22 protein-coding genes are annotated in these 22963 nt (G+C 65.0%); 13 read left to right on the top strand and 9 right to left on the bottom strand.

Annotated features, from left to right (window positions below; all coding sequences use genetic code 11):
• A partial coding sequence (locus AB0C34_RS23275; protein ID WP_357076640.1) for an IPT/TIG domain-containing protein occupies positions 1 to 1263 on the bottom strand: 1263 nt, incomplete at its 3' end.
• A 1064-nt stretch (positions 1264 to 2327) separates the two neighbouring features.
• Between AB0C34_RS23275 and AB0C34_RS23280 the strand changes: the two genes are divergently transcribed.
• Positions 2328 to 2768: a VOC family protein gene (locus AB0C34_RS23280; protein ID WP_357076643.1), complete on the top strand. Its 441-nt coding sequence runs from the start codon at positions 2328 to 2330 to the stop codon at positions 2766 to 2768.
• A gap of 421 nt (positions 2769 to 3189) precedes the next feature.
• On the opposite strand, the gene AB0C34_RS23285 is transcribed toward AB0C34_RS23280, so the two are convergent.
• Complete coding sequence (locus tag AB0C34_RS23285) at positions 3190 to 4491, bottom strand: hypothetical protein (RefSeq protein WP_357076646.1); 1302 nt, start codon at positions 4489 to 4491, stop codon at positions 3190 to 3192.
• Between the two features lie 980 nt (positions 4492 to 5471).
• On the opposite strand from AB0C34_RS23285, the gene AB0C34_RS23290 reads away from it, so the two are divergent.
• Together AB0C34_RS23290 and AB0C34_RS23295 are read left to right on the top strand one after the other, a co-directional pair.
• Positions 5472 to 6341 carry an AraC family transcriptional regulator gene (locus AB0C34_RS23290; protein ID WP_357076649.1) on the top strand — a complete coding sequence of 290 codons (870 nt, stop codon included), beginning with the start codon at positions 5472 to 5474 and terminating at the stop codon, positions 6339 to 6341.
• Positions 6342 to 6712: 371 nt separating this feature from the next.
• Entirely contained in the window at positions 6713 to 7123 is a 411-nt protein-coding gene (locus tag AB0C34_RS23295) for a VOC family protein (RefSeq protein WP_357076652.1), read from the top strand.
• A gap of 416 nt (positions 7124 to 7539) precedes the next feature.
• Here the strand turns inward: AB0C34_RS23295 and AB0C34_RS23300 are convergent, their stop codons facing one another.
• The 6 genes from AB0C34_RS23300 to AB0C34_RS23325 all read right to left on the bottom strand — a co-directional run bounded on the left by AB0C34_RS23300 (position 7540) and on the right by AB0C34_RS23325 (position 12319).
• A complete protein-coding gene (locus AB0C34_RS23300) occupies positions 7540 to 8565 on the bottom strand; it encodes an alcohol dehydrogenase catalytic domain-containing protein (protein WP_357076655.1) in 1026 nt (341 codons plus the stop codon).
• A gap of 134 nt (positions 8566 to 8699) precedes the next feature.
• Positions 8700 to 9338, bottom strand: coding sequence for a TetR family transcriptional regulator C-terminal domain-containing protein (locus tag AB0C34_RS23305; protein WP_357076658.1), 639 nt, complete (start codon positions 9336 to 9338; stop codon positions 8700 to 8702).
• A gap of 272 nt (positions 9339 to 9610) precedes the next feature.
• Positions 9611 to 9955 carry a cupin domain-containing protein gene (locus tag AB0C34_RS23310; protein ID WP_357076661.1) on the bottom strand — a complete coding sequence of 115 codons (345 nt, stop codon included), beginning with the start codon at positions 9953 to 9955 and terminating at the stop codon, positions 9611 to 9613.
• An 11-nt stretch (positions 9956 to 9966) separates the two neighbouring features.
• On the bottom strand, positions 9967 to 10599 hold the full coding sequence (locus AB0C34_RS23315; RefSeq protein WP_357076664.1) for a DUF2848 family protein: 633 nt from the start codon (positions 10597 to 10599) through the stop codon (positions 9967 to 9969).
• Between the two features lie 5 nt (positions 10600 to 10604).
• The gene (locus AB0C34_RS23320; protein WP_357076666.1) at positions 10605 to 11411 is read right to left on the bottom strand and encodes a carbon-nitrogen family hydrolase; all 807 of its coding nucleotides are present in this window, start codon (positions 11409 to 11411) and stop codon (positions 10605 to 10607) included.
• Entirely contained in the window at positions 11408 to 12319 is a 912-nt protein-coding gene (locus AB0C34_RS23325; protein WP_357076669.1) for an ABC transporter substrate-binding protein, read from the bottom strand. The genes AB0C34_RS23320 and AB0C34_RS23325 overlap by 4 nt, the downstream gene beginning before the upstream one ends.
• Positions 12320 to 12860: 541 nt before the next feature.
• Between AB0C34_RS23325 and AB0C34_RS23330 the strand changes: the two genes are divergently transcribed.
• From AB0C34_RS23330 to AB0C34_RS23375, 10 genes are all read left to right on the top strand, one after another.
• On the top strand, positions 12861 to 14186 hold the full coding sequence (locus AB0C34_RS23330) for an SRPBCC family protein (protein ID WP_357076672.1): 1326 nt from the start codon (positions 12861 to 12863) through the stop codon (positions 14184 to 14186).
• Positions 14187 to 14191: 5 nt separating this feature from the next.
• Complete coding sequence (locus AB0C34_RS23335; RefSeq protein WP_357076675.1) at positions 14192 to 14713, top strand: aromatic-ring-hydroxylating dioxygenase subunit beta; 522 nt, start codon at positions 14192 to 14194, stop codon at positions 14711 to 14713.
• Positions 14713 to 14907, top strand: coding sequence for a ferredoxin (locus tag AB0C34_RS23340; RefSeq protein WP_357076678.1), 195 nt, complete (start codon positions 14713 to 14715; stop codon positions 14905 to 14907). Before AB0C34_RS23335 ends, AB0C34_RS23340 begins: the two co-directional genes overlap by 1 nt.
• 332 nt (positions 14908 to 15239) lie before the next feature.
• Entirely contained in the window at positions 15240 to 16253 is a 1014-nt protein-coding gene (locus AB0C34_RS23345) for a dihydrodipicolinate synthase family protein (protein WP_357076680.1), read from the top strand.
• On the top strand, positions 16250 to 17218 hold the full coding sequence (locus AB0C34_RS23350; protein ID WP_357076683.1) for an ornithine cyclodeaminase family protein: 969 nt from the start codon (positions 16250 to 16252) through the stop codon (positions 17216 to 17218). Before AB0C34_RS23345 ends, AB0C34_RS23350 begins: the two co-directional genes overlap by 4 nt.
• A 10-nt stretch (positions 17219 to 17228) precedes the next feature.
• Positions 17229 to 18683: an NAD-dependent succinate-semialdehyde dehydrogenase gene (locus AB0C34_RS23355; RefSeq protein WP_357076686.1), complete on the top strand. Its 1455-nt coding sequence runs from the start codon at positions 17229 to 17231 to the stop codon at positions 18681 to 18683.
• A gap of 31 nt (positions 18684 to 18714) precedes the next feature.
• The gene (locus AB0C34_RS23360) at positions 18715 to 19530 is read left to right on the top strand and encodes a VOC family protein (RefSeq protein ID WP_357076689.1); all 816 of its coding nucleotides are present in this window, start codon (positions 18715 to 18717) and stop codon (positions 19528 to 19530) included.
• Between the two features lie 159 nt (positions 19531 to 19689).
• Positions 19690 to 19983 (top strand): hypothetical protein, encoded by a 294-nt coding sequence (locus tag AB0C34_RS23365; RefSeq protein WP_357076692.1) that lies wholly within the window; start codon positions 19690 to 19692, stop codon positions 19981 to 19983.
• A complete protein-coding gene (locus tag AB0C34_RS23370) occupies positions 19980 to 21170 on the top strand; it encodes an FAD/NAD(P)-binding oxidoreductase (RefSeq protein WP_357076695.1) in 1191 nt (396 codons plus the stop codon). Before AB0C34_RS23365 ends, AB0C34_RS23370 begins: the two co-directional genes overlap by 4 nt.
• A 42-nt stretch (positions 21171 to 21212) precedes the next feature.
• Positions 21213 to 22067: an SDR family NAD(P)-dependent oxidoreductase gene (locus tag AB0C34_RS23375; RefSeq protein WP_357076698.1), complete on the top strand. Its 855-nt coding sequence runs from the start codon at positions 21213 to 21215 to the stop codon at positions 22065 to 22067.
• A gap of 138 nt (positions 22068 to 22205) precedes the next feature.
• On the opposite strand, the gene AB0C34_RS23380 is transcribed toward AB0C34_RS23375, so the two are convergent.
• Positions 22206 to 22874 (bottom strand): nitroreductase family protein, encoded by a 669-nt coding sequence (locus tag AB0C34_RS23380; RefSeq protein ID WP_357076700.1) that lies wholly within the window; start codon positions 22872 to 22874, stop codon positions 22206 to 22208.
• Positions 22875 to 22963: the final 89 nt, after the last annotated feature.

The following is a 22963-nucleotide window of genomic DNA, read 5'->3' on the forward strand; positions in this document are numbered from 1 at the left end:
TCCGGTACTCGGAACGATGGCAGTCAAGGTCGGCACCGCGATATAGGTGTAGCCGACGCCGTTGCTGGTTCCGCCGGCGGTGGTGACGGTGACCAACACCGTCCCGGTTCCGGCGGGGGCGACGGCGGTGATCTGGGTGGGGGAGTCGACGGTGAACGAGGCCGCTGGTGTGGCACCGAAGTTCACGGCGGTGGCTCCGGTCAGTCCGGTGCCGGTGAGGACAACGGTGGTGCCGCCGGAAACTGGTCCGGTACTCGGAACGATGGCAGTCAAGGTCGGCACCGCGATATAGGTGTAGCCGACGCCGTTGCTGGTTCCGCCGGCGGTGGTGACGGTGACCAGTACCGTCCCGGTTCCGGGTGGGGCGACCGCGGTGATCTGGTTGTCGGAGTTGACGGTGAACGAGGTGGCTGGTGTGGCACCGAAGTTCACGGCGGTGGCTCCGGTCAGTCCGGTGCCGGTGAGCACGACTGTGGTGCCGCCGGTCACCGGTCCTGAACTGGGAGCGATGCCGGTGAGGGTGGGCACAGCAGCATAGGTGTAGGGGAGGCCGTTGCTGGTTCCGCCCGAGCCGGTGACGGTGACCAGCACCGTTCCCGTTCCGGGTGGGGCGATTGCCGTGATCTGGGTGGGCGAGTTGATGGTGAAGATGGCCGCGGTGGTGCCGAACCGTACGGTCAAAGGACCGGTGAACCCGGTGCCGGTGATGATGACGTTGTTACCACCCGACGGGGGTCCCGCGGTCGGGGAGATGGACGTGATGGTCGGGACCACGACATAGACGAACGGGACCGCACCACTGGTGCCGCCTGGACCGGTGACGGTGACCGGCACGATCCCTGTCCCGGCAGGAGAGACGGCCGTGATCTGCGTATCGGTGTCGACAATGAACGAAGTCGCTGGTGTGCCACCGAAATTGACCGCGGTGGCTCCCGTCAGACCCGTCCCGGTGAGCGTGACCGTCGTCCCGCCCGAAGTAGGCCCTTGGTTGGGGCTGATGCTGTTCAACACGGGAACTGCGACATAGTTGAACGGAACCCCATTGCTGGTGCCACCAGTCGAGGTGGTGACGGTGACCAGCACCGTGCCGGACAAATAGGCGGGGGCGATCGCGGTGATCTGCGTGGGCGAGTCCACTGTGAAAGAGGTCGCCACATTGCCGAATTTCACGGTCGTGACGATAGGGACGAATCCGGTGCCGGTTATTGTGACTACGGTATTGGCAGGCCCCGATGTCGGGGAGATGGAAGTGATGGTAGGCATGACGTTGAACCCCTTGCTGTAATGGTTTCTTCTGCACCGGCGGAACCTCCGCCACCATCTACTCCCCCGGCTCTATTCCAGTAACCACCCGAGACCAGCTGCGGCGCAATACCTCTGCCAGTCCGTTTCGGTCCGTTTTTCCAAGCACTGCCTATCAGAGACAACAGATCCGAAACAGCACCGACCCGATACCGGCCGAGACCAAACCAATCGCCGAAGCCCTTGAACCGTGACCGGGCGCGACTCGAACCCGTGCTGTATCCACGAGGGAAACCCCCTACGCGGCAACAACTGATCTCCCATATTCCGGCGATCCTTCTGCTGACGCCGGTATTTTTGTTCAAAACTGTTCCGCTTCGACAGAAGGGATCACGTTGATTCACACCGAGTTCGCGGCTGCGGCTGGTGCGCTTGTTTTCGGTTCGCTGGCCGCAGCAGGCATGGCGACCGCGCAAGCACCCAGCGTCCGCTCCCCGGCTGCGCCTACCCAGCCCACAGGCGCGACCTCCGGCACGTCCGACCCCGCGGCGACGCGATCTGCCCCTGGTGGACCCAACCCATGCACCTGGGCGCCGAGCTATTGGTGCGCATCAACTGCCAATGCCTACCAGTGCGGTCTCACAGAAGAGGATTGCGAGAGATACGGGGGGATCAAGGAACCGTTAGCACGCCCGTTCGGGGTGTCGGTGCCTCCGCGCGCGATCCGGCGCCCCGGGCGCTGACCGCCGGTGACGTTCACATTCCCGCAGCTATTGGTGGTCAGCCGTGAAGCAGGCTGTGCTGCGACCCTTCCTCGCCGTGCCGCTGTCCGTTGCGCACGGATGAGCTCCCATCGAAATCGCCGAGAGCCGGCGAAGTTCGGAAGACCGCCTGGTAGAACGTGATTCGGCGTCTCGGATCGCGTGGTGGGATGGTCGGTGCTCGGCTTCGCTGCGTACGAGTGGTCGGCGTCACGGAGCGTCGGGGGTGTCTCGGCGGGATGTCGAGAACCCCTGTGCGGCTCCGTCTCGGGAGTAGACACGGCCACAACGAGCCGTACTAACGTCAAGGAGAACATCGGAGATATGACCATTCAGCGGATGGACAACGTCGCCATCGTCGTTGATGACCTGGACGTGGCTGTCGCGTTCTTCGCCGAACTCGGCATGGAACTCGAGGGCGAGGGGCAGATCGAGGGCCTGTGGGCGGATCGCACCGTCGGACTCGACGGCGTCCGCAGCGACATCGCGATGATGCGGACCCCGGACGGCCACAGCAAGCTGGAACTGACCAAATACCACACCCCCGCGGCGTCCGGCGCTGAGCCGGCGAGCCCTCCGCCCAACACGCTGGGCCTACATCGCGTCATGTTCGCCGTTGACGACATCGACGACACCATCGCCCGTCTGCGCGCCCACGGCGCCGAACTCCTCGGTGCGGTGGCGCGGTACGAAAACATCTTCCGGCTTTGCTATCTGCGCGGTCCCGCGGGCATCATCGTCGCTCTGGCAGAACAAATCGGCTGACGCGGGCCCGCGCTCGATCGAGTCACCGCTACCCGAACACCGTTGTCACAGCCGTTCGGTGTCCGGGTGGCTCTCCGCCGAGTCGTATGTACGCTGCCGTCACCGGTCTTGGCGTCGGATGTGGCGCGGCCGGAGATCACCGTTGCGGTAACGGGAAATGGTTTGCTGTTTGCAGACATCCCAGTTCGTTCACCACGGCGGCGACCTGGATGTCCTAATGGGTGTCGACACCAAGGAAGCAAGCACCGGCCAGAACCGCAGCCGACAGATCAGAGCTCAGGACACTCGTTCAGTCGCGGCACGGGTAAGGCCGTAACTCTGGCCGGTACTCGATCATCCGCACAGTCTCAGCACGTCGAAGACGAGCGGATCGCCGCCCCGCTGCGCTCGGCGTAGTGCGTGCGTCGCGCGGCTCGCCGGGCTACCGACTCGAACTCGCCGCAAGTCGTTGGAACTGCAGCTCTTCGTCTTTCGTGCGGAGCTGTGGCAGATTCGCGAGCGTGTGCCCCGGATGTAGCGGCGATATCTTCCCTGCCATGAGCAGTCGGCTACCGAGGACCGCGGTCAACAGCGCAACGCTGTTGGCAGAGGTCATGTGGGACAGATGGCTGGGATAGCTAGCGCCCAGCATCTGCTCGAGTTGACCGGAAACACGTACGCAAAGCTGCTGCTCGTGCGGACTTGGCTCCAGTGCCTCATTCGACGGACACCGCCCGCGGCCGTACATGATTTCACCATCGCCGGAACTGACCTTCCCGAGTTGGATGTGCGCGCATCTGGCGATCTTTTCCGCCTGCACTGCGTAACCCGCTCGCTGGTAAGTCAGTCGCCAATCCCCCTTGCCGCTTTCAACGACAAAGGGATTCGGTTCCCGATCGGTATAGTTGATAGCGCTTCCCACCGAGTCCACGACCGCGGCGGTGACGGAGAATTCGGCATTGGCTGCGATCATGATATCGGGCCATCGATCCACCGGGACATGGGCGTCCGCCAAAGCCGACATGGCGGCCTCCAGGGTAGTTGCCCCTAGGGCGCTGAAACCAATGTAGTTGCTTGGCAGTTGCTTGAATAAGTCCGGCTGCAGACCGTTGTTTGTCCGGTCGGGCACCATCCCCACGTTGCTCCAGAAGGCAGCCGATCGGTTTCGAAACGGAACGGATATTTCCTCGCTATAGGGCTCTTTGGATAAGGATTCCGAATCGTAGCGACCCGACGCGCTTTCTTGTCGATAGATTGTTTGCGATAGAGTGCCGAACTCTTCCGTAAGAGCCTTGTTATGATGATGGAGCGTCGCCAGATGATCCTCCGGGAACGTTTGGAGCGCTGCCGAGAAACTGTCGATCAACACCGCCTCCAGCGCGGCCGCGAGACGCGCCGAGTCGCCACTCAGCCAGTAGTTTCGCGGCCCTTCCCAGCTGTAGATCTGGTCCAGCGACGTACCGAGGCTGTTAGACGCGACCCTGCTGTCGACGGCATCGGCCACATCATAATTGGGGTCAATAAATTCCAGAGCCTTTGCGAGTATGGCGTATCCGATTCTGTCGGAAATGACTCTCTGTATGCAGCGACGCAGGTCCTGGGCTACTCGTTGCCCGACGTAGCTCGGCTCCAGTTGACGGTCCGCAAATACAAGGTTGTTGCCATGAAAGTTGCGAAGAAACTTCCGTAGTTCGGCAAGATGGGCTCCCGCCTCGAGAGGATCTTTCTTGATCAGGTTGGACACTGCTAGATCATGTCGATCTCGTTCCGCGTGCAACGACTGCTTGATTTGTGAGACATCGGGCATTGGATACTCCTGAAATGTCAGTGCCTGTGAACATGCTGATAGCTGGTGCTTATTAGGGGGCTTGCGCTGTCCTTTGCTCGATGGCCTGCGTGTCGGGTCCGAGTGGTGGCGGGGGCTTCCCGGTCGCAAGGGTTTTCCGAATCACCGCTTGTCCCAGAGGGTCCCGTATGTCGTTGTACTCCCGTGCTGCGATGGTTGGCAACGATTCCGCTGACACCGGTTGGGGCGTATGGCCCGCCGGTTGGTCTCTGCGCGAAACACACTGTGCGCGAGCGGTGTTACACCTGCGACGTTGATCAATGCCGTTTATGCCGCCGCAGTCAGCGAGACGGGCTCAACCTGGGAGGCGACCGCCGCCACGACACCGTCGAGCAGTCGGGTGGCGGACTGTGCCCTACCGCTTGGAGGATGGCGTCGACCATCCGGGCGTCGGCAGCTGCCGAACTCGGAGATGGCTCACCGAAACCCACGTGCCAGATTCCTCTCGACGACTTCGCAGGACTGATGATTGCGCGGTGCGACGCCGATGGGGGCGTGTACCTGTTCTCCTGCGATGCGGACTGGAACATCATCACCGACACCTACCATGACGAGTTCGGCGGAGCCTCGACCAAGCCGCGTACGAGTTCGGCCCGATCGAATTCGTCGAACTCCCACCAGCCTGAGCGCAGTGGCCATGGACTGCATCGATCATGGCGTCGTCGATCGGCGAATCTCGACCGCAGTGCGGATGGACTGGATGTCCTATCGGCGAATCGGGCGTCACAGTCCTGCGTGACATTGCGCTGTCGAATGCGGCCGTGCGTGGGCTCCGCGTGCGTTCCAGGTGCATGATCGAGTCGACTGATCGGATCGGATCGCTGCTGTCGGGCGCGGGAGGGATCCTGTGCGCCAGGGTTGAGTCGGAAGGAGGCCTTTTGATCTCGGCACTCAATCAGCTTGTCGATCTTGTCGAGGAGCACCTCACCGAGGAGTTCGACGTCGACGGGTTGGCCAGGGCGCTCGGCACGACCGAATACCACCTGCGCCGGATGTTCTCATCGTTGGCGGCGATGCCGCTGTCGGACTACGTGCGCCGCCGCCGGATGACCGTCGCCGCCGCCGATGTCATCCGGGGCGAGGACGATCTGCTGAGCGTCGCCGTCCGGCACGGTTACGGCTCGACCGAAGCCTTCGGACGTGCGTTCCGGGCAGTTCACGGCGCCGGCCCCAGTGACGTTCGCCGCGACGGAGGCCCCCTTCGCACCCAACCGCAACTCAGGTTCCGCCTGACCGTCGAAGGGAACACCCCCATGGACACCCGCATCGTCGACCGCCCCGCATTCCGGCTCGTCGGACACGCCGCCCGGGTTCCGCTCATCCACCAGGGCATCAACCCGCACATTCAGGCGCACATCAGCGCACTGCCGCAGGAGGAGCATCTGCGGCTGAAGGCCCTCGGCGACGCCGATCCGGGCGGTCTGCTTCAAGTGTGCGACGACCTCGACCCCGACGGTGCCGAGGCCAGCGAACTGACCTATCTGCACGGGGTCGCTGTCTATCGGGACACGCCAACTCCCGACGACCTCGACGCCATTGATGTCCCAGCCGGGAAATGGGCGGTCTTTCACACCGCCGGACCCCACCCGCAGGCCCTCCAGCAGACCTGGGCCGCGACCGCGACCGACTGGTTTCCCTCCACCCCGTGGCGTCTGCGGCCAGGTCCCTCGATCGTTACGGTCCTAGAGCGTGCCGACGACTTCAGCACTGCGACCTGCGAGCTGTGGTTACCCGTCGAACCGGCGTGACAACCCTGCGGAATCCAGACCGCACCCGGTCTGTCAGATGTCTGACGAGCCTGCCACGGCCGCAGGGAGAAAGCGGTCCCGAATGACACAAGGCCTTCGGTCGCATGGAAAGAACGCCGTGCACAACACGATCGGCTCCTAGGCGTAGGCCTGCTGATCGGTACCTCCGGAGGGCGAAGAACGACGAGCCGAACGCCGCGTATCGGCTCGGTTCAATACCGGATCTGTCCCACATCCCGTGATCGGGCCTGTAGGGATCATGATGACCATCTTCTATCACGTCTGTTAGGGTCTCGGCTGGCATCGCGTGTTGGTCACCGGCTGGGTGAAGCATGGAGGTGCCGGGAGTTGCCTTGTAGGAGGCATCCGACATGACAGTTTCTGTCGAGCTGAACCATTTGATCATCCCGTCCCGAAACAACCGGGAGTCCGCCGAATTTCTGGCAACCATCCTCGGATTGGACGTCGGCGAGCCCTGGGGGCCGTTCGTTCCCGTCGAAACCCGCAATGGCGTCCGCTTGGATTTCGCCTCCGTGCCGTTGGAGGATCTGCGACTGCAGCACTACTGTTTCCTGATCCCCGAGGATGACTTCGACGCCGTGTTCGCGCGGCTGGTCGAGACCGGCGTGACCTTCCATGCCGATCCGATGGGCAAACAAGTCAGCGAAATCAACCACAACCACGGTGGTCGCGGTGTTTACTTTCTCGATCCCGGTGGCAACGGTATCGAGATCATCACCCAACCGTATGAGCCCGAACGCCGCCGTCCGACGACCTGGTAGGTATTCGGAAAGTCGCAGGCCAGCCATTTGGTGGCCGGCCTGCCTCTTTCGTACCCGACCTGCTCGGCGTCGAGTCCTGTTGAGCGACCGAGTGACCTATCGCGGCCCGCGACGCCGACGTATCGGTCGTCGACAATCATTCTCCATACTCGGGTGTAGAAGAAGGCCGGGCCGTTGGCCGCATGGTCAGTACACCGGACGGTGGAGACGACGAGATCAATTGCGCCCCGGAGTTGTTCGTTCTTCGTGGGTGATCGCCAGTCCGGCGCGTAGCTCCGCTGACGCCGGAGCAGAGCTATCAGACCGCAGCGTCGAAATGTCCAGCGCTGCCAACGTTGCTGGCATGGACGGAGCGATTTCGGTGAGATCAGCGTTCGCTTCGCCCTCGACGGGCGGCGCCGCGTGCGTTCGGGCGATTACGGCAGTGGAGTGTCGTCGACGTTCAGGACCATCCGGAAGCGGGCGTCGCCGTTCATCATCCGTTCGTAGGCATTGGCCGCGTCTTCGAGGCGGGCAGGCTCGATGAGAGCGCGGATGCCCTGTGCGGCAGCGAACTCGAGGTTGTCCTCGTTCTCGATGGAACTCCCGGTGAGGGAGCCACCGATGTTCACGTCTCTGAAGATGAGTTCCAGTGGTGTCACGGAGAGGGGTTCCGTCGAGGCGCCGACAACGACGAGGCGACCGCCGGCCGCGAGCCCTCCGAGCAGCGGGGTCATCGAGCTGCCGCTGGCAGCCGTTGCGATGATGACCTCGGCGCCTCCGAGCTCCTTCAGCTCGTCGCCGGAATTCGTTGCCGCAGCATCAATGTAGTGGTGTGCGCCGAGTTGGAGCGCGAGTTCGCGTTTCGCGCTACCGCGGGCAACCGCGGCAACGCGCAAGCCCATTTTTACTCCGTACTGGATTCCCAGGTGGCCGAGGCCACCAATGCCTTGGACGGCCACGAGGTCACCGGCAGCGGCCTTGCCTTTGAGGAGGGCGTTGAAGGTGGTGAATCCGGCGCAAAGTAGGGGCGCGGCTTCTTGTGATGTGAGTTCGGCCGGAATGGCGGCGAGGCCGCTGGCGCGAGCGTACAGGACTTCGGCATATCCCCCGTCGACCGTGACCCCGGTCTGAGGCTGGTCGGTGCAGGCGACGAAATTGCCACGGCGGCAGTGATCGCAGATTCCGCAATGTCCGCCGAGGAATCCGACACCGACGCGGTCGCCGACCGCCCAGCGACTGACATTGGCACCAAGGGCATCGATGATGCCGACGACTTCGTGGCCGGGTACCCGTCCTTCTTCGCTTTCTGGGTGTTCGTGCACGGCGACGCTATCGGTGTGGCAGATGCCGCATGCCTGCACTCGAATTCGGACATGCCCTGGGGCGGGTTCGACAAGTGGGCGCTCGGAGGGCCGCAGCGCGCCGCTGGGTCCGACTTCGATAACTCTGTAGGTGCTCATATGACAACTCTCGGGATACTTGGGCCGGGTATTCGAACGAACAGCCGGTGTGAAACGATTGAATATGGTCGACCATCTTGAGACGGGGACAAGGCTGCGATACAAGGCTGCGATGAAGTCGCAGGCCGGAGCGGTCAGCCGGTGTAGTGCTCTGCGAAGGCGCGGAGCATCTGCGGAAGACCGATGGTGATGAAGCTGTTCATCGGTGCCGGCGAGTCAGTTGCTCGGCCTCGCAGGGCCGCACCCTCATAAGCGTCGATCATGAGCCAGGCGGTCGTTTCGGAGTCGTGCCCGTCAGCGGAGCGAATGTCCGCGGCCTCGTCGAGAGCAGCTGCCAGAAGGCCGGACCAGGCCGTGAAATTTCCGATCACGGTCGCGCGCATCCGAGGCGTCTCGGATGACATCTCGGCGGCGAAATTGCCGAGGAGGCAGCCGAGGTGAAGTCCTTCTTTGCGAAGTTCTTCCGCCATGAATTCGAAGTGAGCTTGAATTCTCGCCAACGGCTCGACGCTCGAGTCTCGCAGCATCTCCATGCGTTGGCTCTTGCCGTAATCCGTGATTACTTCGATGGCAAGGTCTTCCTTGCTGGGGAAGTGGTTGTAGAACGAGCCTTTGTGCGCGCCCTCGGCACGCGTCGTAATTCCGGCAATGCCGGTGGCGTTGTAGCCGCGCTCATGAAACTCGGCACGTCCCGCGTTGAGAATTGCGGCCCGCTTGCTTGGTTGTGCCACCTTCGTCCCTCCGTCGCGGTCCAGTCCAATATGGTCGATCATCTTGGAATAGTCAAGGCCACCTCGGAGCGTCCTGCCAGGGTCCGTCGCAGACCAGGTGGCCACGCACTACTAGGTGCCGACTTCGTGGATGTTCAGGGCCCGTCGTCCCGCCACGCGAGCCTTTCGCTGCGCGGCGAGCGATCTGATATCACGTTCGAGGCTGACGAACCGGGCGCGCCGCCGGCGCAGCGCCTGCCGGGTCGACGGATGTGGGCACGCCTTGTCCGCGATCACCGACTCGGGCCGACCCGGCCCGTATTCAGACCAACCGCTTACGGCCGGTACCGGACCTCGAAAGTTGTGCAGCCTTCCGCGCTGGTCCACGGGCCGTGTTCCATACCAGGGGGGCGGCACGCGTAATCGCCCGCTGTGAAGGTTCGCCCCAGCCGTATATCGGTGAAGGAGCCGTCCAGGATGTAGACCTCCTCCCAGAAGTCGTGTACCTGGACGCCGTTCGGGGTCGTGTCCGTGCCCGGGTCGAAGTGCAGAATGCGAGTGGCCACACCGCTGTCGCCGTCGGCGGCGAGAATGCGTTCGGTGAGACCGTCGACGTTACCTTCGCAGGGGGTGAACGCAACGTCGGTCGCCGGGAAGAACTCGAATTCCGGCTTGGTCATGGTTTGTCCTTTCAGGCCAGGGAATACGCGTGGGCGAGGGTGGCCCCGCCCGGCACGGTGAGTGAGATGGTCCAGGCGGTGCCGGCGATGAACGTGCCACCCAGCAAGGGGAGTGTGCCGCCGAATAGGATCAGGTCGCGGTCGGCTTTCCCCGGATACAGGGCCAGCACGTCGGTCGTGGCTCGCAGCGCGGTCAGCGGGCCGTGCTGGTACTGCCTGTCGTCCACGGTGGACTCCGCTGTGAGCGCGTCGAAATCGAGGTCCGCGATGGGAATGACGGAGGTGCCGAGCGGCTTCGGGCACGCCGCTTTGGACTCGAGCACGCTGTCGCGTTCGATGTCGCGGTCGGTGTGGTCGGAGCCTACGGTGAGGAACAGGCGACCGCCCGCGCGCACGAGCACGGGTTCGACTTCACCGGAGGTATTCGGGCCGGACACAGAGATCGCCGGCGTCTGAGTGGCGAGGTCCGGGGCGAGTTCGTAGAAGGCGGGCACCGAATCCGGCGGCGCCACACCGATGGCGGCGAGCTCGTCGATGTGCGCGCGCACCGATTTCTCGTCGCGGCCGGTGTACCCGGCGACGACGAGGTCGAAATCGCGGACCTCGATCGTCTCGCCGGTGTCGTGGACAGTGAATGACAGCATTGTGTTCATACCTCGTGTGTTTCGATCAGGCCGCTATAGGACGGCAGCCGGTCGCCGAGGACCGGGAACTCATCACGTACCGCGGGCACCACGCCGGGATCGGCCTCGCACCACGTGATGCCCTCATGTGTTCCCGCCTCGGCGAGCACGGTGCCCCAAGGGTCGACGACTCGGCTGTGCCCGGCGAGTTCGACGCCGGCCTGGGTGCCGGTGGCGTTGCACGCGATCAACAGCACTTGTTCCTCGACCGCGCGCACCGACGTGAACAACTGCCAGTGCGCCAGACGCGCGGCGGGCCACGCGGCGGGGACGATGACCACCTGCGCGCCGGCGTCGACAAGGCACCGCCACAGTTCCGGGAAGCGCAGGTCGTAGCAGGTGGTGGCGGCGACGACGCCGAACGGCGCGCGCGTCGCGGTGACCGACTCTCCCGCGGCCAATAGCTGGGCTTCCTTCGACCGATAGCCGAAGACGTGGATCTTACTGTAGCTGTGCACGACCGAACCTCGCGGATCCAGCAGCGCCGCCGTGTTGCGCAGCGCGCCGGAGGCGAGCCGTTCGACGAAACTGCCGACGTGCACGTACGACTCGGTCTCGCGGGCCAGTTCGGCCAGCCGTGACACGGTCGGTCCCGTCGTCGGCTCGGCCTCGCGGTCGTAGTCGTCGAACGCGAAGTACCCGGCGGCCCACAATTCCGGCAGGACGATCAGATCCGCGTCGCCGGCCGAGCGCACCAGGTCGTCGACCCGGTCCCGGCGCTCGGCCACCGGTTCGGCTGCGGGGCTAGCGATCTGGACGAGTGCGATCTTCACCGGGACTCCCACAGCCCGCGCACGGAGGTCTCGACGATGTCGGTATAGGCCAGTTCGCGGTCGGTGAGCCCACCGGCCTTCGCGAACGAGGCGAGGCCTTCGGTGGCCTGCTCGGAGATCGCCGGGTCGTAGAAGTCGAGGTCACGCTCGATGAGGTCGGCGATCAGTTCCGCCTCCATCGCCGGGAACAGGGCCGAGCCGACTTTCGTCGCCAGCGAGGTATCACGGCGCAGTTCACGCTGCGCGCGCATGATCCCGCGAACGGCCGCGGCGGTCGCGTCGGGCTGTTCACGGAGCATCCGGCCGGATGCCATGAGCGCGGGGAAGGTGAACAGGGCTGCGTCCGCGCCATTTCGTCGGGCATCCACGATTACTTTTCCGGCGCCGGTGCGCACGGCAACCTCGGCGCCCATGCCGTTCGCCCAGAAGGCATCGATCTTCCCGTCCCGCAGCGCCTGGGCCGCCGTGACGCCGAACGAGACGTTGCCCGCCGTACCGGGCACCGGCGCGATGGTGACCTCGGCCAGGTCGACACCTTCGGTTTCCAGCAGGCGCCGTAGTCCGAGGTCGGGTCCGGGCGCGGCGCCGATCCGGATATCGTGCAGGCTGGCGAGCGTTCGGCGGGTTACGTCGAGATCCGGGCGGACGACCAGGAACCAGTACATGTTTCGCGCCAGCGAGGCGAGCAGTCGCGCGTCGCCGTAACTGGGATCGGCGTAGAGGGGCGCGTGCGCGCAGCCGGCGAGGAAATCGATTTCCCCGTCCCGCAGGGCGATCGCGGCGTCTGTGACCGGGAACATCAACTCGAGTTCTACGTCGAGGCCCTCGTCGCGCAGGTAACCCAGTTCGACCGCGGCGATGGCGGGAAAATAGGAGTTGGACACAAGATCCGGTACGGCAAGGCGCATGATCAGCTCTCTACCTCGATACAGCAGATATCTATATGAAATTTGCGGTCGAAGTGCTCTCCGCCGGTGCCGACCTTCCGATCGCGGCAGGCTGCGGCGGCGACCGCGTGCCGGTCACGGAGAGGCGGCTCCGCGCCAAAGTGGCGACTGAATACATTTTCCAAGGAAGGCTAACACCGGTGTGGTCGTTTGAACACAACCATGACCGGCGTGACTGGTCGAGCCTTAGCTGACCTGGGCTGAAGCAGGCACGTCCGGGGTCAAGGCCGTGGCGGCGCCGGCGGCCGCGGCTGCCGGCGCGGGAGCCCTCCGCCGTGGAACGACCGCGGTGGCCCACGGCGTGGCAGTCGGCCTACCGGTGATCTTGTGGCGCCGGACCGGTCGACCTCGCGTCGTCGAGCGTCTTTTGTCGCAGCTGGCGCGGTTGTCCTGCGAGTGCGTACTGGTAGAGGAGTGGTGGCGCCGGGAGGGTACGGTGCATTGTGGGTAAAGGTCGTGGCCTGCCCCTATCTTTCTGGAAGTACAAATGTATTCTGTCTACATGAGTCGCTATGACGTTCAGGGTCGACTTGAGCTCGAGGACCGCATTCGCGCGACCGTGCTTCCCGAGCAAGGTCGAATCCCGATGTTCACCTACACCGACCCCGCTGTGTACGAGCTCGAGATCGAGCGCATCTTCGGGCGTACCTGGCTGTTCGTCGGTCATGTCTCCGAGATTCCGCGCGCCGGCTCGTTCGTGACCCGCACGATGGGCGAGGAGTCGGTGATCGTCGGGCGGGGAGATGATGCTGTCGTCCGCGTCTTCCTCAACGCGTGCCGCCACCGCGGGATGCGGCTGGCCTGCGAGGACTTCGGCGAGGTCAACAACTGGCGCTGCCCGTATCACGGTTTCACCTACGGTTCAAAGGGCGAGTTCCTCGGCACGTTCATGGGCGCACCCTTCGAGAAGGTCGCCTATCCCGAGGGCCTCGACCGTGCCGCGCTCCACCTCGTCGAGGCGCGCTGTGAGACATACAAGGGCCTGATCTTCGCCACCTGGTCGAAGGAGGGGCCGTCACTCGACGAGTTCCTCGGCGACGCGAAGTGGTATCTCGACCTGATAGTGGGGCGCGCGGAGATGGAGGTTGTCGGCTACCCGGAGCGATGGATCGTCCCGACAAACTGGCGACTACCCGCGGAGAACTTCGCCTCCGACGCCTATCACACCGCCACCGCGCACTCCTTTCTCCAGCGTCTGGGCATGGTCAAGGGCGCGGACTTCGGCCGCGACGGCTACCACGTCGACACCGGCGGCGGTCACGGTCTGGGCGTCGGCGTTCATCTCGACGACCAAAGCTATTTCCCCGCCGAACTTGCCGCGGAGTACGCCTCGAACCTCGACGACGATCAGCTGAATACGTTGTCGCGGCTGAAGAACCTCCACGGCAATGTATTTCCCAATTTCACCTTCCTCATTCCGAACTTCATCGAAGTCGATGGGCAGCGAGTGTCCGGGGCCATGCTGCGGGTGTGGCAGCCGGCCGGACCGAACAAGACGCAGGTGTGGTCGTGGCATTTCGTCGAGAAGAACGCGCCCGACTGGTGGAAGAAACTCGGTAAGCGCATGTACACGCAGACCTTCAGTTCATCGGGCATGTTCGACCAGGACGACACCGAGAACTGGGAGATGCAGACACGAGTGTCCGACGGCGCCCTCTATCGGGACGAGGATTTCGTTCTCCACTACGGCATGGGGCTCGATCTCCCGACGCTGGCGAAAGACGAGTTCCCCGGACCCGGTGACGTGTACGACGGAAAATTCAGTGAGGCCGCGGCTCGCACCTACTACAAGGTGTGGCGTGACCGGATTGTGCAGGAGAAGCGGTGACCACTGTGCCCATCGGCGCGATCGACCTTGCCACGCGCATCGAGATTCAGGACTTCTACTACTACGAAGCCGAACTGCTCGATGACCGCCGTTGGGAGGAATGGGTCGCTCTCTTTGCCCCCGAGGTCGAATACACCGCGCCGATCCGTGTCACCCGCAAATCGCCGGCGCCGGACATCATCGATGAACTGGGGCATTTCGACGACAACAAGGCGTCGCTCGAACTTCGGGCCAAGCGTCTTCGCACAGATGTGGCGTGGGCGGAGGATCCGCCGTCACATACGCGGCGCCTGATCACGAATGTTCGTGTGCGGCCGGGCGATGCGGACGATGCGGACGGCGCGCTGGCGGTGCGCACGAATTTCCTGCTCTACCGCAGCCGCGGTGATATGGGCGCCTTCGACCTGATCGTGGGGGAGCGACAGGATGTGCTCCGGCGCGCGGGGGATTCTTGGCTCATCGCCAAGCGACGCATCATCATCGACCAATCGTCGATGAGCACGAAAAATCTAGGAGTGTTTCTCTGATGAACGTTGTCATCGACCTCGGCGTGTGCCAGGGCTACGGGAATTGTGTGGTGGCTGCCCCCACCTTTTTCGACTTGGACGACGCGGGGCAGGCGGTGCTGCTGCGGGCCCAGGCCGAGACCGAAGCCGAGCAGGCGGCCATCCGGGCGGCGATTCCGGTGTGCCCGATGAACGCGATACGTCTCGAGCAGTGATGTTCGCCGGTAGGCCGGTACCGCGCTTGCACGCCTGCCAGTAAGTGTATACAGTTGACAGTGCGCACTATTGGGTGGCCTGCCTGGAACGAGGAGCCGCGGTGAGTCCGTCGACCACCTCGATCGGGTCCGTCGAACCGACGCATCGCCGACCGGCCGTACGCGTTCGAAGGCGGCCAGGAAGAAGGCCACTCAGCTCTTTGGGAAAAGTCCCCAGCGCGAATCGGGGCGTCGGCCACGTCAACTCCGCCGGCACGAGCCCGAAGTAATACGACCCGTTTCGAACCCGCACTCGCCTCGACCGCGCGTTCGACCACGAAAGGCAACTGATCATGGCGCTTCCGTATCGCCGCAGTGAAATCAAGGAACGTGCGAAGAACGAATGGACCGGTGGCTGCAACGTCACCCTTCCGTCTTTCACGGAGGATTTTTCGTCGCTGAACGAGGCGGGGATCCGGCACGACATCGCCCATGCGGCCGAACTCGGTTTCTGGGGCACGCTGGTCGCTGCCGAAAGCGGTACCACGTTCGACGAGTACAAGCGCTTCCTCGAGGTCGCGGCCGAAGCGGCGCCGAATGGCTTCAAGATCGTTTCCCATCTCAGCTTCGACACGGTCGAGCAGTCGATCGAGGTGGCGAAGCTGTCCGAGGACCTCGGTGCCGAGGCGGGATTGCTGTCCTACCCCCAAAGTTTCCGCCCGACGAGCGCGGCCGAGATCGTCGAGCACACGCGCTATGTCACCGACCGTACCGGGTTGGCGATGATCCTCTTCGCGTCCTCGGCCTGGGGATTCAAGCCGCTGTCGCCGACCGGGTTCCCGCTCGAAGCGCTCGAGGAGATGAGCAGGATCGAGACGGCCGCGGCGCTCAAATACGAGGGCGGCGGTTCAGCCTTGTTCTCCGCCCTTGCCGAGGTTGTCGACAAGTGCGGTGACCACGTCATCGTCGAGAACCCGATGGAGCAGCAGGCTCCCGCGCAGGCACGCCTGTTCGGGACCCGCTGGTGGGGCACCAGTGCCTACGAGTCGTTCGGGGATCGTGTCCCTAAGGTCATGGCCGCGCTCAACGCCAACCGATTCGACGAGGCGATGGAGATCTTCTGGAGCTACAACGCCGGCCGAGAGGCCAAAGGGGCGTTCCATGCGTCCTTCGCCGGTGCGAACCTCATCCATCGTCAGGGATGGAAGTACCTCGGCTGGTTGAACGGGTTCAACGGCGGTTTGCTGCGGATGCCCCAGATGAGGCTGGCTCCCGGTCAGATGAAGTCGTTGCGGGCGGGTCTGGCCGCCTCCGGCTTCGATCTCCCTGCCGACGACGCGGAGTTCTACGCGGGTCGGGTTCGATGACTCTGCACCTCGACAGCGCCGCGATCAGGCAGCTCTGCGACGAGACGATCGCCTTCCGCGCGGCCGAGTTGGCCCTGGAGGGGCAGTTCGCCCTACCGACCCGTATCGACGTCAACGTCCCGACCGGCTTCCTCAGGGTGATGCCCGCCGCCTTGGGTGACCATATGGGCGCGAAGATCATGACCCTCGCCAAGGGGGTCGGCAATCGCTACCTGTTGCTGGTCTATATGCAGGAGACCGGCGAGTTGCTGGCGACACTCGACGCTTCCGAGATCACCCGGCTGCGGACGGCCGCGACGACCGCGCTGGCCGGGAAACTGCTGTGCCCGCAGGGCTCGAATGTCCTCGGGCTGATCGGTTCCGGCTTCGAGGCAGAAGGTCATCTCCGGGCGTTTGCGCATATGCTGCCGCTGGAGAAGGTCCGTGTGTACAGCAGGTCGGAATCGAAGCGCCGAGAGTTCGCGCAGCGCCTCGGCGACGCGCTCGGCCTGGATATCGAACCGGCAGCGGACGTCGCGGAGGTGACGAGCGGTGCACCGATGACGGTGCTGTGCACCAAGTCCACGGAGCCGGTGGTCGATGGCGCTACCTTCGCCCCCGGCGCGGTCGTCCTGTCGATCGGATCTACCCGGCCTGACCTACGAGAACTCGATGACACCACATTCGCGCGTTCGCGGGCAGTGCTGGTCGACGACGTCGCCTCGGTCCTTGCGGAGTCCGGTGATGTCGCCTCCGCTATCTCGGCCGGGGCCATCGACCGGACATCGCTGGTCTCGATGGCCGAGTGGTCGCAGCACCGCGCCCCAGCCGAGGGCTCCCGAGATCTGCTGGTGTTCAAGTCCGTGGGTACGGCGCTGCAGGACCTCGCTCTGGCCGCGGTGCTGATCGAACGCGCTGTCGAGCGCGGACTCGGCCGTGAGATCGGCGATATCACCGAACTGAAGAGCGCGCCGCGCCGCAACTGATGGAGACGAAGTGACTACTGCTACAGAAGCCGCGGCGGTCGGCGTGGCGAGCGGGCTGCTGATCGACGGTGAATGGGTGACCACCGAGGCTACGTTCGACGTGCTCGATCCCGCGACGGGCGAATTGATCGCCAGGGTCGCCGACGCGGACGTCGTCCACGGGCTCGCCGCACTCGACTCGATCGACGCGGCTGCCCCGAGCTGGGCGCAGGCGCCGCCGCGCGAACGCGCGGAGATCCTGCGCCGCGCGTTCGAGGCCGTGATCGCACAGCGCGAGGAATTCGCGCGGCTCATCTCCGCGGAGATGGGCAAACCGCTGGTCGAGGCGCGAGCCGAGGTCGACTACGGCGCGGAGTTTCTGCGCTGGTACGCCGAGGAGGCCGTCCGCCCCGACAGCGAATACCGGCGCTCGCCCGACGGCGGCTCGCGGCTGCTCGTCGCCCGCCGGCCGGTCGGACCGTGCCTGCTGATCACGCCGTGGAACTTCCCGCTGGCCATGGCCACGCGGAAGGTCGCCGCCGCGTTGGCCGCCGGGTGTACGGCCATCATCAAGCCCGCTCCGCAGACGCCGCTGACCACGATCAAGTTTGCGCAGACCCTGCTCGAGGTGGGTCTGCCCAAGGGCGTGCTCAATGTGGTGAGCACGCTCGACGCCCCCGGCGTCTGCGGCGCCCTGCTGGCCGACGGTCGTATCCGCAAGGTGTCGTTCACCGGCTCGACTGCGGTCGGCCGGATACTGATCTCGCAGTGCGGGCCGAATGTGATTCGTCCGTCGATGGAGCTCGGCGGGAACGCGCCGTTCATCGTCGACGCCGACGCGGATCTCGCGCGCGCGGTCGACGGGGCGATGGTCGCCAAGATGCGCAATATGGGTGAGGCGTGCACCGCTGCCAACCGCTTCCTCGTGCATCGGTCCGTCGCCGACGAGTTCAGCTCGATGCTCGCCCAGCGAATGGCGGCTTTGACCGTGGGTCACGGTCTTCATGAGGGCACTGAGGTGGGGCCGGTCATCGACGAAGCTGCCCGGGAGAAGCTGGGTGGGCTGGTCGCCGACGCGGTCGCGCGCGGCGCCCAGATCCGCACTGGTGGCCGGCCGATCGACGGGCCAGGAACGTTCTTCGAGCCGACGGTGCTCACCGCGGTACCGGCCGACGCCCGGATGTTCGGCGACGAGATCTTCGGCCCCGTCGCCGGAGTGACAGTCTTCGACGATCTGGAGGAGGCGGTTCACCTCGCGAACGCGACCGAATACGGTCTGGTCGCCTATCTGTACTCCGGCGATCTCGAGCGTGCGCTCCGGACAGCCGAACGGCTCGACTTCGGCATGGTCGGTCTCAACCGGGCGCTGGTGTCCAACGCCGCGGCGCCATTCGGCGGAATCAAACAGTCCGGACTCGGACGCGAAGGCGGAAGGGAAGGAATCAATGACTACCTCGACCTCCAGTACATCGCCATCGACGCGTAGGTTGGGCCGAGCGCCGGGGACGGTCGAGCGCATGGTCCTCACCGTTCCGGACCCGGAAGCGACAGCCCAATTCCTCAGCGAGGGACTCCTGCTTGACGTTCGCGAGACGGACGGTCGCCTGTTGGCCGTGTGCGACGGCGAATACGGGACCGGGCGCGGCCAGGGCGCCATCGAGTTGTGCCACGGTGCGGAGTCGAGTGTCCACCGCCTGGTGTTCGCGCTCCCCGACGACGCCGACTTGGCAGAGTTGCAGAAGTTGCTCGACGCCGAACGGGTGTCCGACACGGCGGTCGAGGTGACCGACCCCACCGCCGATCTGACGGTCACACTCGAGCTGGCGTCGGCGCTGCGCGTCGCGGTACCGAGTGCGTCGGTACTGCGCCCACGGCGTATGGGGCACGTGAACCTCAAGACACCGGACCCCGGCGCGACGGCGTCCTTCTTCACCGATGTGCTGGGACTTCGTCTGTCCGAGTACATCGGTGACGCGCTGTTCTGGATGCGGACCGACACCGAGCATCACAATGTGGCGCTGCGCCCTGGCGCACCGGGCACCGTGCATCACCTCGGACTCGATATCGGCGGCTGGCACGCCTATCAGCCGATCCTCGATCACCTCGACAGCCGTGGATTCAAGATCGAGTACGGTCCCGGTCGCCATCGGCCGGGCCGGAGCCTGTTCGCCTACGTGTGCGACCCGTCGTCCGGCCTTCGGATCGAATTGTTCGCGGACATGGTGCACATCACCGACTCGTCCGCGCCGCCCATCGCGTGGGAGCCCGGCGATCGCCTGACGCAGACGCTCAACACTTGGGGTCCGCTTCCTCCGGATTCCTTTCTCGCGTAGGTCGCCGCAGGGCGACGCCACCAGCCCCAACTCGCCGAGAAAGGCGTGTCAGTCCATGTCTCCTCAGACGGATCTCTCGGTCATCGCTACCTTCCTCGTGGCCAGGGTGGGAACCGACCCGAACTCGCATGACAGACCGACTACAGGAGGCGACGTCTGATGAGCAACCCGTTCTACTCCGCTTCGGCGATAGCCGACCGCCCCACGCGACGGCTGCTCGACGGCAAGCGGATCGCGGTGAACATCGAGTACGACGAGCCCGCGCTCGGACCGGCCCGGTCCACCGCCGGTCTCGCCCGCGCGACGGGTTTCGGGCTGCGCCCGACCCGGTCGGTTAGACCGTTGCGGGTGCGCTACGCCGCCGAAGCACTGGTGCAGTTGGCCGGTGACGACGATGTCCGGTTCGCGACGCCGGACGAGATCGCCACATGGCATGTGGGCGGGGCCGCATGAGCGAGTTCGGCAATGTTGTCGTCGTGGGCGCCTCGCTCGCGGGCCTTCGCGCGGTCACCACCCTGCGCAACGAAGGCTTTTCCGGCTCCGTCACCGTGATCGGTGACGAGCCGGAGATGCCCTACGACCGACCACCTCTGTCGAAGGAGGTGGTTCGCGGTGAGCAGGGCCCGACCGAAATCCGGCTCGCGGGCACCGAGGAACTCGACGCGATATGGAAACTCGGCTCGCCGGCGGTCGCGCTCGACCCGGCGAAAAAAATCGTCGTCACCGGCGACGGCGCGGAGGTTCCCTATGACGGCCTGATCCTCGCGACCGGAAGCGGCACACGCACGCTGCCGACCTTCGACGCGCGCGCAGCGAACGTGCACCACGTCCGTAAGCTCGCGGACGCGCAGCGTCTGCGGGAGGCGCTGCGGCCGGGTACTCGACTGCTGATCATCGGGTGCGGATTCGTCGGCATCGAGGTGGCCTCGTCGGCACGTTCCCGCGACGTCGAGGTGACGGTGGTCGGCATCGACCCTCCGGTCGCTCCGGCCGGTCCGCTCGCCAGCGCGAACGCCACCCGTCTGCTCACCGAGGCAGGGGTGAGTCTGCACGTCGGACAGACAGTGGCCGAGGTCGATTCGACCGCGACGGGGTACCGGGTCACCCTCTCCGGCGGTGCCGTCGTCGACGCGGATCACGTGGTCGTCGCGGTCGGTTCCGTGCCGAACGTCGCCTGGCTGGCGAGTTCCGGGATCGATATCGGCGACGGAGTCGAGTGTGACGAGGCTCTGCGTGTGATCGGCCTCGACGACGTCGTCGCCGCGGGTGACATCGTCGGGTGGCCGAACGCGACCTTCGGTGGTCTGCGCATGCGGGTGGAGCACTGGAGTAACGCGGTCGAACAGGGTGTCGCGGCGGCGAAAGCGCTCCTGGCCAGGCGAGATGCCGCCCCCTTCGGATCGGTACCCAGCTTCTGGTCCGACCACTTCGGCATCCGGTTGCAGAGCGTGGGCCTCCCGCGCCTCGCCGACCGCTTCGAGGTAGTTGCCGGCGCCGCGGCGGAGGAAACCTTCTGTGCGGCAGCCTATGCCGGCGATGTGCTGGTCGGGGGAGTGGCCTACGGAATGCCCCGGCCCCTCGTTTCGATCAGGATGAAGCTCGTCAAAGGAGGCGTCGCCCTCCAGCCCGTAGAAAGCTGAGCGCGTTCACTCGCGCCGACAATCGGTAGAGGAGACAGTGCGATGGGATGGCTCGACGGTGACGTCGCGATCGTGACCGGAGGCGGCTCGGGTATAGGCCGTGCGATAGTCCGGCGCTACGTCGAAGAAGGTTGTCGTGTCGTCGTCGCGGATCTGAGCGCCGAACGGTTGGCCGAAGTCCAGGCGGAACTGGGCGACGCGGTGACGACGATAGTCGCCGACGTTCGTGACTATGCGCAGAACGAAGCCGTTGTGGCCAAGGCGGTCGCCACGTTCGGGAAGCTCGACGTATTCGTGGCGAATGCGGGAATGGGCGATAAGTTCACCGAACTCGCCGACCTCCCGGCACAGAACATCGACGCTGCCTTCACGCAGATCTTCGAGGTGAACGTGAAAGGCATCATCCACGGGGCGAAAGCAGCGCTTCCAGCGTTGCTCACGACCAAAGGCGCATTCGTGATCACGCTGTCGAATTCGTCCTTCTATCCGGATGGCGGCGGCGTCATGTACATCGCGAGCAAACATGCCGCGCTGGGTGCGATGCGCCAGCTCGCCCACGAATTCGCGCCACATATCCGTGTCAACGCCGTCGCTCCGGGCGCAACGCGGACCAACATCACCAGTCCCGCCGCCTTCGGCGCGGCCTCCGCCGGCCCGCAGGCCCCGGGCGGCGCGGACGACGCGGCGCGCGTGGCCGCAATCGAGGCGACGATGCCGCTGAAGAGGTTCGCCGAACCTGAGGATCACAGTGCGGCGTACGTACTGGTTGCCTCACGTACGCAGGCGCCGGTCATGACGGGTACCGTGATCGAGTCCGACGGTGGGCTCGGTGTGCGTGGTCTGCGCCGGGTGCGAGGTGGCGACGACCTGCCGCGGCGTGTATTCGGCCATAGCTGACGGCTGGCGCTCCCGCTGCACATAGTTCGGTCTCGAAGAGTTCGAGCCCACCACTGCGCGCTCGAGGTCGGCTCCGTCGTCTCTCTGTTCTCCTGACGGGTGCGGAGTCCGACCCGCCGCTGCACGAGCCGCGGGCGACTACTTCTCCCGTGACGGCACGGTCCGGTCTCGGTGCCGGCCCCAACCATTCCAGTGGACGACTTGTTCGACGGGCAGCCGCCGCGGCTCGGCCCAGCGGCCGCGCAAGGGATATCCCAGGGGTAGCAAAGCCATCGTTACGGCGTGATCCGGCAGGCCGAGCAGGGTCCGCAGTTCGGGCTCACGGTCGACGTAGAACGTCGTGAGCACGCTGCCGATCCCGTACGCGCGCGCAGCGAGAACCAGTTGCTGGACAGCCCCGTAGATCGAAGCGCCGAGGCGAGGGTTCGTGGACGCCGCCGCATCGGGCAGCACCGGGATCACCCAGACTGGGGCTTCCGCGATGTGTCCGGCGAGGTACTCGATCGCGCGGAACGACGCGGCGCCGAACCCCTGGCTCGACGAACTGGCCCGGGACAGTTCTTCTCGCCGCGGCTCGTACGTTCGTTGCCAGTGATCGCGGTACCAGTCGGCGACCACCCGCTTGATTTCCGGGTCGGTGACCACCACCCAACCCCAGGCCTGCCGATTCCCGCCCGACGGTCCCCTGGTCGCCGTGTCGAGGATGTCCCAGAGTACGTCGGTCGGGATGGGTCGATCGGACAGATAGCGCCGTGACGGTGTGGTGCGCAGGGCGTGTAGCAGTGGCAGATCCGGCAGGGATGTCATCGGTTCTCCATAAGTTCCGAGGTGTTGAGGCTGGAGGTCTGGATGCCCAGGGCGGCAGGGTGTGGCTGATCGGTTCTTGCTCGAACGGC

The organism is Nocardia sp. NPDC049220 (assembly GCF_040647855.1).
In the GTDB taxonomy this organism is placed as follows: Bacteria; Actinomycetota; Actinomycetes; order Mycobacteriales; family Mycobacteriaceae; genus Nocardia.